Source organism: Candidatus Ornithobacterium hominis, assembly GCF_900538215.1.
Classification (GTDB): domain Bacteria; phylum Bacteroidota; class Bacteroidia; order Flavobacteriales; family Weeksellaceae; genus Ornithobacterium; species Ornithobacterium hominis.
The window spans coordinates 1-17,064 of sequence record NZ_UNSD01000003.1 but is presented as its reverse complement, the minus strand read 5'-3'; the positions used below and the strand labels follow the sequence as shown (position 1 = coordinate 17,064).

The 17,064-nt window shown below is 35.9% G+C and carries 14 protein-coding genes, 1 tRNA gene and 1 rRNA gene; 4 read left to right on the top strand and 12 right to left on the bottom strand.

Annotated elements, in window-relative coordinates; genetic code table 11:
- Positions 1-4: 4 nt before the first annotated feature.
- Genes D5J18_RS03455 through D5J18_RS03440 form a run of 4 tightly spaced genes read right to left on the bottom strand, consistent with a single transcriptional unit; the run spans position 5 to position 6,517 of the window.
- Complete coding sequence (locus tag D5J18_RS03455; RefSeq protein ID WP_119057696.1) at positions 5-532, bottom strand: DUF3341 domain-containing protein; 528 nt, start codon at positions 530-532, stop codon at positions 5-7.
- A complete protein-coding gene (nrfD, locus tag D5J18_RS03450) occupies positions 519-1,934 on the bottom strand; it encodes an NrfD/PsrC family molybdoenzyme membrane anchor subunit (RefSeq protein WP_119057636.1) in 1,416 nt (471 codons plus the stop codon). Before nrfD ends, D5J18_RS03455 begins: the two co-directional genes overlap by 14 nt.
- Before the next feature lie 29 nt (positions 1,935-1,963).
- A complete protein-coding gene (locus D5J18_RS03445; protein ID WP_119057635.1) occupies positions 1,964-5,152 on the bottom strand; it encodes a TAT-variant-translocated molybdopterin oxidoreductase in 3,189 nt (1,062 codons plus the stop codon).
- Between the two features lie 21 nt (positions 5,153-5,173).
- Entirely contained in the window at positions 5,174-6,517 is a 1,344-nt protein-coding gene (locus D5J18_RS03440; RefSeq protein ID WP_119057695.1) for a c-type cytochrome, read from the bottom strand.
- A 249-nt stretch (positions 6,518-6,766) separates the two neighbouring features.
- Here D5J18_RS03440 and D5J18_RS03435 point away from each other — a divergent pair, with 249 nt between their 5' ends.
- A complete protein-coding gene (locus tag D5J18_RS03435) occupies positions 6,767-7,237 on the top strand; it encodes an SPOR domain-containing protein (RefSeq protein WP_119057634.1) in 471 nt (156 codons plus the stop codon).
- Between the two features lie 11 nt (positions 7,238-7,248).
- Here D5J18_RS03435 and dnaG read toward each other — a convergent pair whose 3' ends face one another.
- The 5 genes from dnaG to D5J18_RS03410 form a co-directional block, all read right to left on the bottom strand.
- A complete protein-coding gene (gene dnaG / locus D5J18_RS03430; protein WP_119057633.1) occupies positions 7,249-9,171 on the bottom strand; it encodes a DNA primase in 1,923 nt (640 codons plus the stop codon).
- Positions 9,172-9,192: 21 nt separating this feature from the next.
- On the bottom strand, positions 9,193-10,170 hold the full coding sequence (locus D5J18_RS03425) for a polyprenyl synthetase family protein (protein ID WP_119057632.1): 978 nt from the start codon (positions 10,168-10,170) through the stop codon (positions 9,193-9,195).
- A gap of 198 nt (positions 10,171-10,368) precedes the next feature.
- Entirely contained in the window at positions 10,369-11,427 is a 1,059-nt protein-coding gene (gene rlmN, locus D5J18_RS03420) for a dual-specificity RNA methyltransferase RlmN (RefSeq protein ID WP_119057631.1), read from the bottom strand.
- 10 nt (positions 11,428-11,437) lie between these two features.
- The gene (gene queA, locus D5J18_RS03415) at positions 11,438-12,487 is read right to left on the bottom strand and encodes a tRNA preQ1(34) S-adenosylmethionine ribosyltransferase-isomerase QueA (protein ID WP_119057694.1); all 1,050 of its coding nucleotides are present in this window, start codon (positions 12,485-12,487) and stop codon (positions 11,438-11,440) included.
- A 78-nt stretch (positions 12,488-12,565) separates the two neighbouring features.
- Positions 12,566-12,751, bottom strand: coding sequence for a hypothetical protein (locus D5J18_RS03410; protein WP_119057630.1), 186 nt, complete (start codon positions 12,749-12,751; stop codon positions 12,566-12,568).
- Positions 12,752-12,862: 111 nt separating this feature from the next.
- Here D5J18_RS03410 and folD point away from each other — a divergent pair, with 111 nt between their 5' ends.
- The 3 genes from folD (at position 12,863) to D5J18_RS03395 (ending at position 14,552) form a co-directional block, all read left to right on the top strand.
- Entirely contained in the window at positions 12,863-13,738 is an 876-nt protein-coding gene (gene folD / locus D5J18_RS03405) for a bifunctional methylenetetrahydrofolate dehydrogenase/methenyltetrahydrofolate cyclohydrolase FolD (RefSeq protein ID WP_119057629.1), read from the top strand.
- Between the two features lie 10 nt (positions 13,739-13,748).
- Entirely contained in the window at positions 13,749-14,381 is a 633-nt protein-coding gene (locus tag D5J18_RS03400) for a 7-carboxy-7-deazaguanine synthase QueE (RefSeq protein WP_119057628.1), read from the top strand.
- 97 nt (positions 14,382-14,478) lie between these two features.
- Positions 14,479-14,552 (top strand) — tRNA-Arg (locus D5J18_RS03395).
- Positions 14,553-14,742: 190 nt separating this feature from the next.
- Here D5J18_RS03395 and D5J18_RS03390 read toward each other — a convergent pair.
- The 3 genes from D5J18_RS03390 to rrf all read right to left on the bottom strand — a co-directional run bounded on the left by D5J18_RS03390 (position 14,743) and on the right by rrf (position 16,981).
- Positions 14,743-16,014 carry a phage tail-like protein gene (locus tag D5J18_RS03390; protein WP_119057627.1) on the bottom strand — a complete coding sequence of 424 codons (1,272 nt, stop codon included), beginning with the start codon at positions 16,012-16,014 and terminating at the stop codon, positions 14,743-14,745.
- A gap of 343 nt (positions 16,015-16,357) precedes the next feature.
- Positions 16,358-16,717, bottom strand: coding sequence for a class IIb bacteriocin, lactobin A/cerein 7B family (locus tag D5J18_RS03385; protein ID WP_119057626.1), 360 nt, complete (start codon positions 16,715-16,717; stop codon positions 16,358-16,360).
- A 155-nt stretch (positions 16,718-16,872) separates the two neighbouring features.
- Positions 16,873-16,981 (bottom strand): 5S ribosomal RNA (gene rrf / locus D5J18_RS03380).
- Positions 16,982-17,064 lie beyond the last annotated feature (83 nt).

The following is a 17,064-nucleotide window of genomic DNA, read 5'->3' as shown; positions in this document are numbered from 1 at the left end:
AATCTTAAGCTTTTATAAATCTTCTTACAGAAACTTCTTCTGCTCCTGTTTCTACAAACAAATCTTTAACTTTATCTACTTGATCCGATTCAATTTCTATTAAGAATTTATCATCAGTAGTTCGCGGGTCTGGGTTTTTAGCTTTTGCTCCTGGGTACAATCCACATCTTATCAAATAAGTAATTGACATAAAGTGAGCTGCACAAAACACAGTAAATTCAAACATAGGTACAGCAAAAGCTGTTGCATTTTCACCCCAAGTAAAACTTGGTTTTCCCCCAATATCTTGTGGCCAATCATAAATCATCATATACCATGTAATGATAATCATCAAAATAAGACCATAAGCTCCATATACAAAGGCTAAATCTGAAATTCTTGTTTTTCTAAGACCTAAAGCTTTGTCTAGCCCATGTACAGGAAATGGTGTATAAACTTCATTTATTTTTACTCCTTCATTCATGAATGATTTAACTGCGTTCAGCAACACATCATCATCACCATAGAGTCCATATATTTTATTTGTATTCATGTTCATTATGCTTATGTTCAACATGATGTTTTTTATAGCTTTCTCCAGACGATTTCAAAGCTGTCTTTAACTCCGCTTGAGCAATAACAGGGAATGTCCTTGCATATAATAAAAACAATACGAAAAAGAATCCAATGGTTCCTAAGAATATACCTACATCTACAAAACTTGGCATAAACATCGTCCACGTAGATGGTAAATAATCACGGCTCAAGTTAATAACGATAATATCAAATCGTTCAAACCACATTCCAATATTAATTACTATTGAAACAATAAATGTCCATAAGAAATTTCTTCTCAACGGTCTATACCATAAAGACATTGGTATTAATACGTTACACAAAATCAATAGCCAAAACGCCCACCAATATGGTCCCGTTGCTGCCCCTACGGTGAAATAGGTGAAATCTTCATATCTGCTACCACTATACCAAGCTACAAAAAACTCTGTTAAGTAAGCCACAGTTACCATACCTCCCGTTACTAGTATAACGATGTTCATATACTCTATATGTTTTCTCGTAATGTAGTCTTCTAACCCAACTACTTTTCTTGCCACACCTAATAAGGTTTGAACCATAGCGAATCCTGAGAAAATTGCTCCAGCAACGAAATAAGGTGGGTAAATCGTAGAGTGCCATCCTTTAATCACTGATGTAGCAAAGTCAAAAGATACTGTCGTATGAACAGAGAATACCAATGGTGTTGCTAAACCTGCTAATACCAAAGATAATTCTTCAAATCGCTGCCAATGCTTAGCATTTCCCCCCCAACCAAAACTTAAGATTGAATACATTTTTTTGGCAACAGGTTTGGTAGCTCGATCTCTTAGCATTGCAAAGTCTGGAATCAATCCCATGTACCAAAATACAACAGATACAGAAAGATACGTCGAAATTGCTAATACATCCCAAAATAAAGGTGAATTAAAGTTAACCCACAGAGAACCAAAATTATTTGGAATAGGAAACACCCAATAACCTACCCAAGGTCTTCCCATATGAATTACAGGGAAAAGTCCTGCCTGTACTACGGCGAAAATAGTCATTGCCTCTGCAGAACGATTAATTGATAATCTCCATTTTTGTCTGAACAATAGTAAAACTGCAGAAATCAGTGTCCCTGCATGCCCTATACCTACCCACCATACAAAGTTGGTTATATCCCAAGCCCAGTTAATGGTTCTATTGAGCCCCCAGACGCCTATTCCTGTACCTATAGTGTATGCTATACATCCAAAACCATATAGAAAAGCAACCATTGCTAAACTAAAGGCTATCCACCATAATTTCCCTGCTTTACTTTCTACCGGCCTTGCAATATCTTCCGTGATATCGTGATAGGTCTTATGACCTGTAATAAGCGGTTCCCTAATCGGTGATTCGTAATGACCTGACATAATTTTTTTTTAAACCGTTTATTTTTTAATTAAACATTTTTACGATTACGAACTTTCACATGGTAAAATACATTTGGTTTTGTACCCACCTCTTCTAAAACTTCGTATTTTCTCTTATCTTTCTTCAATCTTGTAACCGCTGCTTCTGCATCGTTGATATCACCAAACACAATAGCGTTGGTAGGGCAAGCGTTGCTACAAGCTGTTTGAAACTCTTCATCCTTCACCCGTCTACCATTTTTCTTAGCTTCTAAAATGCTAGCTTGTGTCATTTGAATACACATAGAGCATTTTTCCATCACTCCCCTTTGCCGTACAACGACATCAGGGTTTAGAACCATTCGACCCAAATCATTGTTCATATGGAAATCAAATTTATCATTTTCTGAATAATTGAACCAGTTGAAACGGCGAACTTTATATGGGCAGTTATTGGCACAATATCTAGTGCCTACACATCTGTTATAGGCCATTTGGTTTTGCCCTTGACGTCCATGCGAAGTAGCTGCTACAGGACAAACTGTTTCACAAGGCGCATGATTACAATGTTGACACATCATTGGCTGGAAAATCACATCTGGATTTTCCGTCGCTGGCTTCACTAAAACTTTATATTGTGAAGGTTCATTGTAATTCGTATCTTCTAGAGCTTCTTTTTGCGTATATGGATATCTTTCTGGCTGAACTTCTTGCATGTGATCTGAGTAGTATCGATCTATTCTCAACCAATGCATATCACGAGACATTCTAATTTCTTCTTTACCTACTACTGGCACATTATTTTCTGCATGACAAGCAATGATACAAGCTGCACAACCAGTACATGAATTTAAATCTATCGATAGATTAAAGTGAGGCCCCTCAGAACGATCAAAGTCACGCCATAAAGTCACTTTATTTACTGGTGTATTTTTTCCAGCAAAGGTGTCCATCGTTGGCTGCTCATTCCATTCTTTAGGATCTTCATTCAAAAATTGCTCTAATGTAGCCTCACGTGCAATTTCGTAACGCCCCATCAGTGTATTCATCATCTGAATATTTGCAAATTCATGTTTTCCTTCTGCTAAATCAAAAGACTCCACTGAAGCCGTAAGTTCACCATCTTTGTACAACGGGTATGCATTTACACCAATCTTATCTAAACCATTTGCTTCGGCTATTTTACCTGAAACACCATAACCTAACGCTATACCTAAAGAACCTCTTGCTTGACCTGGCTGCACAAAAACAGGTGCTTTAATGCTTTGCCCATTTACCTTAAGGTTGTAGTAAACTCCATTGAGCTGCATTCTTCCATTTCGGTCATTCCCATAATTCCACATATCAATACCTAATTCTTCAGCATCTAATGGGTTGATGGTAATATAATTATCCCAAGAAGTTCGAGTAATTGGATCTGGTAATTCTTGCAACCAAGGATTGCTTGCTTGTCTACCATCTCCCATTCCTACTTTAGTATAAAGTTGTAGCTCCCATTGACTTTCTTGAGCTTGACTTAACTTATTAATGGCTTCATCTGCATTTCCTCCTACATATGCTAAAGTTTCTACATCTTCATTTGTAGAAATATCAACAAATCCGTTGTATAAAGCGCGATTAAATTCTAAACCATTAAGATAAGTAGCACTTGACTTCTTCAAGAAATTATAATAAAGATCTAAATTTCCATCTTTTTTAATTTTTTCTAAAGTTACAAGATTATTGTCATTTGCTAACGAATCATTTGGCTGCGCAACATTATTTTCTGCAATAGCTGCATTATTTAGAATATCTGAATCACCAATCCACTGAATTAATGAATTTTGAAATTGTCTTGTATTAAATAATGCTTTTATTGTTGGTTGTTGTAAAGTATAAAAACCTGAAATCGGCAAAAAATCACCCCAACTTTCTAACCAGTGATTGGTTGGTGCGATAACGTTTACACTTTTTACTGTTTCATTATTGTGTGTTGCTAAAGCTACAGAAACTGGGATACTCTTGAGAGATTCTTTCAAAATCGACCCATAATAAGAATGTGCAACAGGATCACATTCAAAGAACATTACTAAACCTGTATTTCCTGATTTAGTAGAATTTATAAAGGCTTTAAAAATAGTCTGATTACTTTCTTTTAGCAGAATAGATTGTCCTTTGAAAGCATTTGAATTCAGCTTTTGATTAATTAAATTAGCTAACACGTGCGCTTCTTTGTTTCCATCAGCTAAAACAAGAGCTTTTGACCCTTTTGCTTTCAATTCAGCAGCAATCACTTTTCCTTCTGCTGTTGCAGCAGTTCCGCCATTTAAAGATTTATAAACATCTGCTAAAACCTTATAAACTTGAGATGGCTTTAGAGGAAATCTACTGTCTGCATTGGCTCCCGTCTGACTCAAATTACTTTCTACCTGAATATGTCTCAGCATATTATCGCCAGGTTGATTAGCTTTTGAATACGAAGATTCTAAAGAAACACCATTGTGTAAGTTTAAGAAATCTGAATTAAAACCAACCACCAACTCTGTATCAGTCAAATCACACAAAGGAAGTTCTCTTTTACCAAAAACTTCCTCAGCCGCATCCAAAGCAGGTGAATAGTCAACTGCATCAAACACGACATGCTCCACATTATATTTAGATGCAAAATTATTGATTAAATATTTTGTAGAAGGAGAAGGAAACGACGGTGTAACTAAATAAGCTTTTTTACCATTTAATCCTGTAAGCTGTTTACGAATTAAAGCATCTACTGAGCTCCAATCACTTTTTTCGCCATTTACCATTGGGTCTTTCAAGCGATTTGAGTCATAAAGCGACAAGACCGAAGCTTGCACACGAGCATTGGCATTGCCTAAAAATCCAGCTTCTCGATTAGGATCTATTCTAATCGGTCTACCCTCACGCGTTCTTACCAACACATTTGCAAAATCAAATCCATCAAACATGGTTGAAGCATAATAAGTTGGCAATCCTGGGATTACATCATTAGGTTTCACTACATAAGGCACTGATTTGACTACAGGTGCCTCGCAAGCTGCCAGTGTTGCTGCCGCTGTACTGAATCCTAAATATTTTAAGAAATCCCTTCTTGTTGTTTTAGAAGTCTCTAAACTTTTTTTATCTCCCAAAAAGTCTTCTACTGGAATTTCTTCTTGAAACTCATTTGCAGAAAGCTGTTCAGTCAAGTTATCGTTTAGTAACTCCTCTATACTACCTCTATATATTTTTTTCGAAGCCATTAACTTCCTTAATTTTAATAATTAATAATGACATTTTCCACATTCCAAGCCACCAATTGCATCAACGGTTATAGTTGCTTGTTTTCCATATTCTTTTTTAAGTTTCTCATGAAGCTGTGCATAATACTCTTTATTATACTCGTTATTCATATCAACTTCTGTTGCTCTGTGGCATTCAATACACCACCCCATTGTAAAGTCTTTTTCCATTTGAACTTCATCCATTTGGTCAACTCTACCATGGCAAGCAAAACACACCTGTTCTACATTTTTTGCATCCTTTATCGTTTGCTCACCAGCCACTACGTGCTGAGCATGATTAAAGTAAACAAAGTCTGGCATATTGTGAATTCGCGTCCACTCTATTGGCTTAGAATCCTCATTATAAGTTAAATCTTGCGGATTAAACCCTGCCGATACATAAATTTTTTGAATCTCTTTGGTGTAAAAATCTTTACTCTTACCCTCTTCTATATATTCGCCTTTATATTCTTGAATCTGATAATGGCAATTCATACAAACATTGGTGGTCGGAATTCCTGAAACCTTACCATATTTTGCACTGGTATGGCACATTTGGCAATCAATGCCTTGTTCCCCAGCATGAATCTTATGAGAAAAATAAATCGGCTGCTCTGGCTGATAACCCTTATCTACTCCTACCGCTAACATAATATTCCAAAGCGCATATAATACAAATAAAGACAAAACACCCATCAGTGAATAAGCAAACTTACTATACTTCTCAAAAGATTTTTTTAATGAAAACAACTCCGCTTCCGTCTCTCCAAAAATAGTTTCTTCAGCCGTTAATTTATACAAATAATTAACTCTAAATATAATCCAAATCAATAATGCTGAAATTACAGCAAAACCTATAAGAATCACGCCTGTTGAGGCCCCATCTGAATCTTCTTTCTTATCAACAGCAGCTGCTGCAGCGGTATCTTCCACTTTTTCCTCCTCTTCTGCCGATGGTTTACTAGTATAGGCCAAGATATCATCAATATCTTGTTCACTTAATTGCGGGAAAGGCATCATAGCGATCTGATTATACTCTTCGTAAACCTTAATCGCATACTCATCACCCGATTCTCTTAGCGCTGCATTATCCTTTATCCACGAATGCAACCAATCTCTACCTAAGCCTTGCTCTTGTTGCAGTCTCTCTAAAATACCACCCAATGCTGGACCGACCATGCGTTTATCTAAAGCATGGCAAGCTGCACAGTTAGCATTATACAAACTTTCTCCCTTTGCTGGGTCTCCATTTACTTCAGCTTCTTGCGCAAAGCTAACACTAAACAGCACGATTAGCAGAGCCGAAGCCATTTGTTTTAATTTAAAATTCCCCCATATAATCATATCATCGTATATATTGAGATGTTGAGATACTTCCTGTAATAATTGCCACAAAAATAAAAGCTTTCGTTAATTTTTTACTAAGATTTATCAATTTGCAAGCGGTTAAGCGCTAATTTAAAAAAAATCTAAATAGTAGTGCATTGAAAAGTAAAGTTTTATGTTTTTTTAGTGCTTTAAAATTTTTAAATATAAAGTTCAAATAAATTCCCATTAATTTCACATTAGTTATATTTGCGGAAATTAATCGTGATGAAGCATTTCATAAGCTGTGTCTTATTTTTATTTAGTTTTACGGTTTGGGCACAAAATTATGCTCTAGATAGCCTAAGTGGAGGAGAGTATCGTATTGAAAGCATTGCGGCTTTAGATTCCATTATTTCCTCTAGTGTAATGGCAACATGTAGCAGACCTCAATCAAACATTAATAGCGAGACAAATTCTGATATCGATATTTGTGCTAGAACGCCAAAGGTTTTAGGGTATAAAATCCAAATTCTTTACACCAAAGATCGCGGTGTTGCTGAAAGAACTTTGGCCAACTTCTCTAGAAGTTACCCAAACTTAATGGGTGAAATGCAGTATTCTAGACCTGATTATCGGGTATTAGTGGGTGATTTTTTCACCAAGCAATCTGCTGCTGCAGATTTGTCTCGTGTCAAGAAAGCTTACCCAGGTGCGATGCTAGTCCAATGGAGGGTATTTTGCCGAAGAGCTAAATGACGCTAAACAAGCTATACTGCTCTACCCAATTTTATATTAATTTGCCTTAGGATTTGATTGTAAAAAATTATTTTTTCTAAGACTTTTTGTTGTTCTAGAGGTGTTAATTCTTCATTTTTCAGATCCTCTTGGCTAAGATTTATCCGCTCTTGGAGCACAAGTTTCTTATAATTCAGAATTAAATTTTCTACATGGCTTTTGAGGTTTTCTTTTTTTCCAGGAATTACCATACCCATTTTCTTCCAGTTTGAAAGTTGGTAGGGCTCTAAAATCATTTGAGAAACAATCGATTGCATCTCGCTTTCTTCATCAAATAATAAACTTTGCACTAAGTTCTCTCCTTTACTCAAAAACGCTATAATATTCTCTAAAATTCCCTTATAATGTTGGTGTTCAAACGAAATATCATCTTCTCGTAGTTGTTCAATGATTTCATCTTGCACCTTAGATTCTAAAATTTTAACTTCTCCTTCCTCTTCAATTTCAAACGTGATTGTTTCTTGCCCAAAACTTAGTATGGTTTTGATGATTTCCTCTTCTACGATGAAATAAGGGTTTATAGCGTGTTGTTTACTTTTCAGTTCATTTTCTTCAAGCTTATTTTTATGAGCCGATTGAAATGTTTTGCGATGAGTTTCTATTCTTGCTTTAGCTAAAGATCGAAACAAAATATCTTCGCTCAACCCAGTTATACTGGCCATTTCTCTTATTAGTAGCTCTTGTTTTAGTTCACTTGCAATTAAACTGATACTACTGACTGATTTGTCAAGCATTGCTGATTGTTCACCAATACTCAGATTTTTATTTTGATATGGCTTTAGCTGATAATCTAAAAAACTAAGACTATTTTCTTCGATATAATTAGTAATCTCTTCACCTTCATATTCTTTAGCAAAACTATCAGGGTCATGCTCTGCAGGGAGATTGACAATCCGCACGTCCAAATCCTGTTCTAAAATCAAATCAACCGAGCGTTGCGTTGCCTTCACTCCTGCATTATCTCCGTCATATATTAAAATAATGTTTTTGGTCAAACGCTTAATCAGGCGAATTTGCTCTGGTGTAAGTGCTGTACCAGAACTAGCCACTACATTTTTAACCCCTTTTTGATGAAGCGAAATCACATCGGTGTAGCCTTCCACCAAAATACATTGATTTTTTCTAATGATTTCTTGTTTCGCTTGGTAAATTCCATAAAGAATTTCACTTTTATGATAAATTTCAGTTTCAGGGGAATTAAGGTATTTTGCTACTTTTTTATTTGACTTTAAGACCCTTCCCGCAAAACCTAAAATCCTTCCTGAGAAAGAATGGATCGGGAAAATCACACGATCTCTGAATCGGTCTATCGGGCGATTTTCATTCCCTACGACTAAGCCTGCTGCTTCCAATTGAACAAAATTATAGCCTTGTGCTAATAGATGCTGGGCAAGCGCATCCCACTGCTCTGGCGAGTACCCCAAACCAAATTCATCAATAGATTCTTTACTTATCTCCCGTTCACGGAAATAGGCTCCTCCAATATTTTTACCTTCTTGGGTTTCTAGCAGTTGTTGTCTGAAAAAATCTTGTGCTTTTTTAGAAATTAAGAAAAGTGTTTCTTTTTCTTTCGTTTTTTTTAGCTGCTCAGGATCCGCACCTCCATCTTCTTCTATTTCAATCTGATACCTGCGCGCGAGCCAAGTCAAAGCCTCGGGATAAGTATACTGCTCATGCTCCATCAAAAAACTGACGACTGTGCCTCCTTTGCCACTACTGAAATCCTTCCAGATTTGCTTGGCGGGCGAAACAATAAACGATGGTGTTTTCTCGTTACTGAAAGGTGAGAGTCCCTTGAAATTACTCCCAGATTTTTTAAGGCTTATAAATTCACCTATTACTTCCTCTACCCGTGCAGTTGAAAAAATCTCATCAATGGTTTTTCTAGAAATCATTTTCTAAGGCTTAAAAAAATTCTAATGTTTTCTTTCTACCACGTAGTTTAGCAAAGTTTTTAGCGATTGTTTGGCTTCATTATCTTCAAATTCATCTAAAATACGGAGAGCCTTGTCTCGATAATCGTACATAACTTGTTCGGCATAATTCAATCCACCATGATTTTTTACGTATTCTATAACTTCACGTACTCGCTTTTTATTTTTATTATGTTTTTTTACCGAGCGAATCAGCCATTTTTTTTCAGTTTTAGAAGCCGTATTTATAGAATAAATCAAGGGCAACGTCATCTTTTGCTCTTTGATATCGATGCCTACCGGCTTCCCTATAATGTTTGTACTGGTGTAATCAAACAAATCGTCTTTGATTTGAAAAGCAATTCCTGTCAATTCACCAAATCGATGCATTTTTTTGGCTAAATTCTCATCAGATTTCACCGAAAGAGCTCCAATTTTACAACAGGCTGCGATGAGCGTTGCCGTTTTTTGACGGATAATTTCAAAATAAATACCTTCAGTAATGTCTAAATTTCTTGCTTTCTCGATTTGAAGCAATTCACCCTCACTCATTTCTCTGATGGCATTGCTGACTGCGGTTAATAAATCAAAATCTTGATGATCTGTCGCTAGCAAAACGCTTTTAGATAATAAATAATCTCCTACTAATACTGCAATTTTATTTTTCCACAATGCATTGATAGAGAAATAACCTCGGCGGATACTGCTATCATCCACCACATCATCATGCACCAGTGTTGCCGTATGGATTAACTCAACGAGCGCCGCCCCACGATAAGTTTTTTCTGTTGTTCCCCCCAACATTTTTGCCGTTAAAAAAACAAACATCGGGCGCATTTGTTTTCCTTTGCGGCGAACGATGTATTGCATGATTCGGTCTAGTAAAGAAACGTTCGTTTTCATCGAAGCATAAAACTTCTTCTCAAACGCTTTCATTTCTTCATCAATGGGTTGCTTGATGGTATTAACGATTTTAGCCAAACTTTTAAATTTTAGAACAATATGCTTTGGGTCTCAAATTTATTTTCACTTCTGCCAAAACTTCATTGCATGAATAGCAAAATAAGTTATTTTTTTTAAGGCTTAAAAAAAATTTTCAAAAGATTTCTTCTAAATTTTTCTAAGGCTTAAAAAATTTTTGAAAGATAAACTTTAAATCGGCTCTAAAAATAATAAATTTCATTGAAGCTTCTGCGAAATTTGATTTTTATTTGCCAATTGACCACAGGCCGCATCTATATCCTTCCCTCTGCTTCTGCGTACATTTACCACAATTCTGTTTTGCTCTAGCTGCTGAATGTATTGGCTGGTGACTGATGGTGGTGCTTGCAGAAATTTATCATCGCCAATGCTATTGTACTCAATCAGATTAACTTTTGTGGGGACTTTTTTACAAAAAGCAATCAAGGCGTCTATATCTTCTTGTTTATCATTGATTTCCTTCCAAATAATGTATTCTAGCGTAATGATGCTTTTTGTCTGTTCATGCCAATATTTCAGACTTTCTAATATCTCTGTCAACGGAAATTTTTCAGAAAAAGGCATGATTTCATTTCTTTTCTCTTCGATGGCAGAGTGCAAAGACAAGGCTAGGCCGACTCTTAAGTTTTCATCTGCCAATTTTTTTATCATCTTTGGAATCCCAGAAGTTGACACCGTAATTCTGCGTGGTGACATGCCTAGCCCGTTAGGGTGCGGTGCGGTGATTCGCTTGATGGCTTCGGTCACTTCGTTGTAATTGAGTAGAGGTTCTCCCATGCCCATAAATACGATATTGCTCAGCGGGCGGCCATAGTGTTCTTGGCTTTCTTTATCAATCAAAACTACTTGATCTACGATTTCAGCAGCACTCAGATTTCGCATTCGCTCTAGTTTTGCTGTTGCGCAGAATTCACAATTTAGGCTACACCCTACTTGACTGGATACGCAAGCTGTCGTGCGATTTTCTGCTGGAATCAATACAGATTCGACTACATTTTTATCATGAAGTAAAACTGCGTTTTTTAAAGTTCCGTCTTGGCTCGTTTGAAATTCTTGTACAACGGCATTTTTAATTTCAAAATGTTGATTTAAAACTGTACGAAATTCTTTGGATAAACTTGACATTTCCTCAAATTCGTGTGCATTTTTGTTCCAAATCCATTCATAAATTTGCTTTGCTCGAAATGCTTTCTCTCCGTTTTCAACAACAAAAGCCTCAATTTCTTTGAGGCTCAACTGGCGAATATCTTTTTTCATTAAAAATCTTTTAAAGAATTAGCATCGCATCTCCGTAAGAAAAGAATTTATATTCTTTTTCTACGGCTTCTTTGTAAGCTTTCATCACCAAATCATGCCCTCCAAAAGCAGAAATCATCATCAGTAGCGTGGAGCGTGGCGTGTGGAAATTCGTCACCATTGCGTTGGCTATACTAAAGTCGTACGGTGGGTGGATGTATTTATTAGTCCAGCCAGAAAATTCGTTCAATTTTCCGTTTGCTGATACCGCTGATTCTATTGCCCGCATAGAAGTTGTGCCAATAGCACAAATTTTACTTTTCTCTTCTAAAGCTCTATTTACTTTTTCAACTGTTTCGGCGCTGATGTGAGCTCGCTCGCTCTCCATTTTATGTTTAGTTAAATCCTCTACTTGCACTGGAGAGAATGTTCCTAAACCAACATGTAGCGTTACTTCAGCAAAGTTTACTCCTTTGATTTCCAGTCGCTTGAGTAAATGTTTAGAGAAATGCAAACCAGCCGTCGGTGCTGCTACGGCGCCTTCTTCTTTGGCATAAATCGTTTGGTATCTTTCTTCATCTTCCTCGTCTGCTTCTCGCTTGATGTATTTAGGCAAAGGTGTGGTGCCAAGTTCTGCTAATTTTGCTCGATATTCTTTATAATCTCCATCAAATAGGAATCGTAGTGTTCGCCCTCGGGAAGTTGTATTATCCACGACTTCTGCCACGAGCTCCCCATCATCACCAAAGAATAATTTATTCCCGATTCTAATTTTCCTAGCTGGATCCACCAGTACATCCCACAATTTTGCTTTCGGGTCTAGTTCTCTTAGTAAAAACACTTCTATTTTGGCTCCAGTTTTTTCTTTGTTTCCAAAAAGTCTTGCGGGGAAAACTTTGGTGTTATTCATTATCAATAAATCCTCTTCATCAAAGTAATTTATCAAATCTTTAAATTCTTTATGTTCTATACTTTGAGTTTTTCGATCTAAAACCATCAAACGTGCTTCATCTCTATACGTGGCGGGTCTCTCAGCCAAAAGTTTTTCGGGTAATTTAAAATCAAAATCAGAGGTTTTCATTTTCATAATCACAAGTATTTTTGCAAGGCTACAAATATACAATCTTAAGCCCCCCTTTGTCAAGTATTTATAAAAAAATTAAGAAGAAGAATCCTCTTTCATGTATTTTTCATACAAAAAATAACCCACCGCTAAGCCTATTCCACCACCTAAAGCATTGGTGAGGGCTAACTCTTGTGTGGCTTCCGCCCTGAATATGAATAATAAATAAGTAATTATAAACCCTGCAATGAAGCTCAATATTGTTTTGTTTAAATTTTTCATTCTAAAAATTTTAATTTTTTTTTAAGGCTTAAAAAATTTCTACATAATTTATGCAAGAAGAATTTCTTTCCTATTCTTTCATCTCTACGTATCTTTGCAAAAAGAACAGCGATGAAACTTCTTGATGGAATAAAATTAGCAAAAAAAACGAAAAAAAATATTCGCCAAAAAGTAGCGAACTATGTAACTGAAGGCAAAAGGGCTCCGCACTTGGCCGCTGTTTTGGTGGGCGAAGACCCCGCTAGCAATGCTTATGTGAAGATGAAGATCAAGGATTGTGAAGAAGTCGGATTCAAGTCAACACTTATCAAAAAAGATGCGGATATTTCTGAAAAAGAGCTTTTAGAAATCGTTCATGAATTGAATGAAAATAAGGAGCTAGACGGTTACATTGTGCAATTACCTTTGCCTAAACACATTAATGAAGATAAAATTTTGCAGGCCATCGACCCTCAGAAAGATGTGGATGGATTTCACCCTACAAATGTGGGTAAAATGGCGCTGGGTCTAGAAACCTTTTTACCAGCAACACCTTTTGGCGTGATGCGCCTTTTGGAAGATTATGATATAGCAACTTCTGGAAAAAAATGTGTCGTTTTAGGTCGAAGCAATATCGTTGGCCGCCCGATGAGTATTCTGATGAGCCAGCCAGGTAAACACGCTAATTCAACGGTCACTATCTGCCATAGTGGGACAAAGAATTTGGTGGAGTTTACTCAAGAGGCTGATATCATTATTTCAGCAATTGGCAAACCTCATTTTTTAACTTCTGAAATGGTGAAAGAAGGGGTAATCATCATAGATGTAGGCATCAATCGAGTCTATGATGAATCTAAAAAAGATTATAAATTGGTGGGTGATGTAGATTTTGAAAACATTAAAAGCAAAGCTGACTACATAACCCCCGTACCTGGTGGCGTAGGGCCTATGACAAGAGCCATGCTTCTAGAAAACACCTTATTGGCCTACAAGCGATTTGCTCAATAAAATTTAAATTATTTTGGTCTCAAAAAATCAAGAATTAGTAGAAACTGGGGAGTATCTTCCCATTATGGAAGATTTTTATACCCTGCAAGGAGAGGGCGCTCATACGGGCAAAGCCTCATACTTTATTCGTATCGGAGGATGTGATGTTGGCTGCCATTGGTGTGATGTTAAAGAAAGTTGGGATGCCTCAAAACACCCTGTAACTTCTATAAAAACACTGATTGAAAGAATCCCTGAAAACGTGAAAACTGTTGTATTAACTGGGGGAGAACCCAGTAGCTATAACTTATATCCTCTGACTAAGTTATTGAAGCAAAGAGGATTCAAAATTCATATGGAAACTTCTGGCTCAAATGAAATCAGAGGACATGTAGACTGGATTTGTCTTTCCCCAAAAAAAATTCAAAGACCTGTGGAAAAAGTCATAAATAATGCACATGAATTAAAGTGTATTATCTACAATCAAAACGACTTTAAGTTTGCTGAAGAATATGCTGCAAAAGTAAAAGAATCATGCGAGCTCTTTCTTCAACCAGAATGGAGCAAATCTAAGGAGATTGTACCGCAGATTATTCATTATATTTTGAAGAATCCCAAGTGGAAAATTTCAATTCAGACGCATAAATTTTTAAATATTCCCTAATTTTTTTTAAGGCTTAAAAAATTTTAAAATTTTCCCATACCAATTACCAATTAAATTGATTATTATAAAAGAAAGTCTTAACTTTGGGGCTTTTATTGGCCTAGTAGTTCAACTGGATAGAATATCAGATTTCGGCTCTGAGGGTTGAGGGTTCGAATCCTTCCTAGGTCACATTTTTAGTGTACAGTGCTATAAAAATGCATAAGTGTCTGTATATTAAACACCTTTTTATAAAGATTTTTGTGGAGTATTGCCACAACTTGTGCCACCATTTTTTTCATTGGTGGCAATTTATAATTTGATAACCTATCATAATAATTATGCTCATTCAAATTTAAAGAATGAGTGAAAAAAAATTCAATCAAAAATTAGCATTAGCTTGTCCTCTTGTATTTGGGTCGGTTACTTGCCATTGGTTATCTTCAGTCCTAGAAATGCTTGCTGTGGATGGTGTTGAACTATTCTCTTCTAAAGGAATTAATCGTGAAGTCATGCCTGATGCTGGGCCTGTAGTGGCTTTAAAAGCACCTCCATAGGTAAGAAACTCTATCACTTTATTGGCATTCACCAAAGCAAATCCGTCGGGGCCGTCTTGTATAGGAGTTTCCCAAACGTAGTAATCATAACTAGCATCAGCGGTTTTTACCGTATTGCTTAAACCAATTTTTCTGATGATATCCCCATCACTACCATTGTAATGATAAATACTAACGGCGCTCACATCGGAACCTTTTTTCACCCTGATTTCTACAAATTCATTTTCTGCACTACCTTTGTTCTTGTAATGAAATTCATTAATTCGAATAGCATTATCATCTAAAACCGGGGGTGTGATGTTCATCATTTTTGGTGTTGGATTACCCGAAGCATAATAATTTTGAGGTAAATCATTGGCTTTCGAATCAAAATAATCTGGCTTCAGCGAAGTCGTTGCCCCTTCTGAAATTGGAAATTTCCCTGAGAGAGATAAATTTTTAACTTCATCTACCAAAACCTTATTGCATTCCAAAGCGATATTATTTGTATTAGAAGTCGTCCCATTGGTGAAATTAAAGTTAGAGGTCGTATTACTATAACCATAAGTATAATCAACTGGTATTTCTCCGTTCTTTTCTTTATCCTCTATTGCGCCAAACACGAGAAAATCATTGGCTGATATAATTAAGTTCCCATTGATTTGAAACACATACTCATTGTTGGAAAAAACACATTTGGCTAAATTTAGATTTCGATTCGTTGTATTGTATACCTCAAACCATTCTTTAAATCTTTCATCTCCTTCAGGGTCAATCATGAATTCAGTAAAAATAACTTCACCTTCTGATGGCGATGCTTCTTTCTCGGTAGAATTTTCACCACCAAATACCACCCAAGACCTTCCGTCAAAACCGATGAATTGATTTTTGGTATTATCAAATAAAATCATCCCTTTTACTGGATTATTTTGTTTAATATAGTCAAGCGAATCCTTCTCAATTACAGGTAAAATAAGAGCTCCTCTACTAGCATCCAATTCAAGAATAGAGTTGGGATGAGGTTTTTCTTTACCTGTATTTGTTGTAATTAATACTTGCGAATTTAACGTAAATGGAATCAATAATATTAAAAAACAAATTTTATTTAATTGTTTCATATTCTGTATAATATCCGTTCTGAATTTAGAAAGCAAAATAAAAAAATTCTCATGGAATCAATCAATTAAACATATGAACAAATTCACTCAAATTTAAAAAAATTATTATTAAATAATATGGGAAAATTAGAATTAAATACTACTTCTTTTATTAGTAAAAAAGTATTTTTTTTATCAGACTAATTCTTATATTTTATACTTATAATCAAGCCTATTGAAGACAACAAAATAGCCAAATAAATTATTAAACGATCATTTACTATTTCAAACCTGAAAATGTCTTTACAAATAAGTAATACACATAAAAAACAGCTTAAATAGACGAGGATATTACCAGTTTTCTTCATGATGGAAATTTTAAAATTTTATCTATAGCTACAGCAAGCAAGGCACCTGCAGCAGCACCTATTGCAGCACATGACCAAGCGGAAGTTGCAATAATTGCAGGTGTTGCTCCGCCAGCCACTAGTTCTAATTCTTCTTCAGTTAATTCCATACTATCGAAATCAACTACCCTAGGTATATTAATATAAATAATGTCTTTAGAACCTTGGTCTTCAGCAACTACTTTATGACCTTCTCTTATTTTCAAATTAAAGGTGTCTAGAAGAGCTTTTGATGGGTCATCTAAAATACTTTTTTTAAAGTCTTGATCTAAAATTGCTTTGTTTACAATTGAATAGTAAACATTATTATTTTCCATAGTATTAATTTTTTGTTAATCTGGGTTTTCCATTTCATGTTGTATTGTTCGAACTATTGCAAAACCTAGAGCTGCTCCCGCTAAGAAAGGAATCAATTAGGGTGTAAAACAAAAAAACCTGCATAGTAATATACTATGCAGGTTTTATAATAAAAAACTGGCGACGACCTACTCTTCCACGATATGTAGTACCATCGGCGCAGGCAGGCTTAACTTCTCTGTTCGGAATGGGAAGAGGTGAGCCCTGCCGCTATAGTCACCCTAAATCTTTGCTTGACATGTTTGATAGATAGATTAAAACTTTTTTTATAAAAAAGAATAAAAACAAACAACCGATTCTCTCGCGG

What these genes read in the sequence shown, in the direction of transcription:
- queA (WP_119057694.1), bottom strand. Translation starts at nt 12,487, where the DNA reads ATGAAAACCTCTGATTTTGATTTTAAATTACCCGAAAAACTTTTGGCT.
- dnaG (WP_119057633.1), bottom strand. Translation starts at nt 9,171, where the DNA reads ATGATTTCTAGAAAAACCATTGATGAGATTTTTTCAACTGCACGGGTA.
- D5J18_RS03435 (WP_119057634.1), top strand. Translation starts at nt 6,767, where the DNA reads ATGAAGCATTTCATAAGCTGTGTCTTATTTTTATTTAGTTTTACGGTT.
- rlmN (WP_119057631.1), bottom strand. Translation starts at nt 11,427, where the DNA reads ATGAAAAAAGATATTCGCCAGTTGAGCCTCAAAGAAATTGAGGCTTTT.
- folD (WP_119057629.1), top strand. Translation starts at nt 12,863, where the DNA reads ATGAAACTTCTTGATGGAATAAAATTAGCAAAAAAAACGAAAAAAAAT.
- D5J18_RS03390 (WP_119057627.1), bottom strand. Translation starts at nt 16,014, where the DNA reads ATGAAACAATTAAATAAAATTTGTTTTTTAATATTATTGATTCCATTT.
- nrfD (WP_119057636.1), bottom strand. Translation starts at nt 1,934, where the DNA reads ATGTCAGGTCATTACGAATCACCGATTAGGGAACCGCTTATTACAGGT.
- D5J18_RS03410 (WP_119057630.1), bottom strand. Translation starts at nt 12,751, where the DNA reads ATGAAAAATTTAAACAAAACAATATTGAGCTTCATTGCAGGGTTTATA.
- D5J18_RS03385 (WP_119057626.1), bottom strand. Translation starts at nt 16,717, where the DNA reads ATGGAAAATAATAATGTTTACTATTCAATTGTAAACAAAGCAATTTTA.
- D5J18_RS03445 (WP_119057635.1), bottom strand. Translation starts at nt 5,152, where the DNA reads ATGGCTTCGAAAAAAATATATAGAGGTAGTATAGAGGAGTTACTAAAC.
- D5J18_RS03455 (WP_119057696.1), bottom strand. Translation starts at nt 532, where the DNA reads ATGAATACAAATAAAATATATGGACTCTATGGTGATGATGATGTGTTG.
- D5J18_RS03440 (WP_119057695.1), bottom strand. Translation starts at nt 6,517, where the DNA reads ATGATTATATGGGGGAATTTTAAATTAAAACAAATGGCTTCGGCTCTG.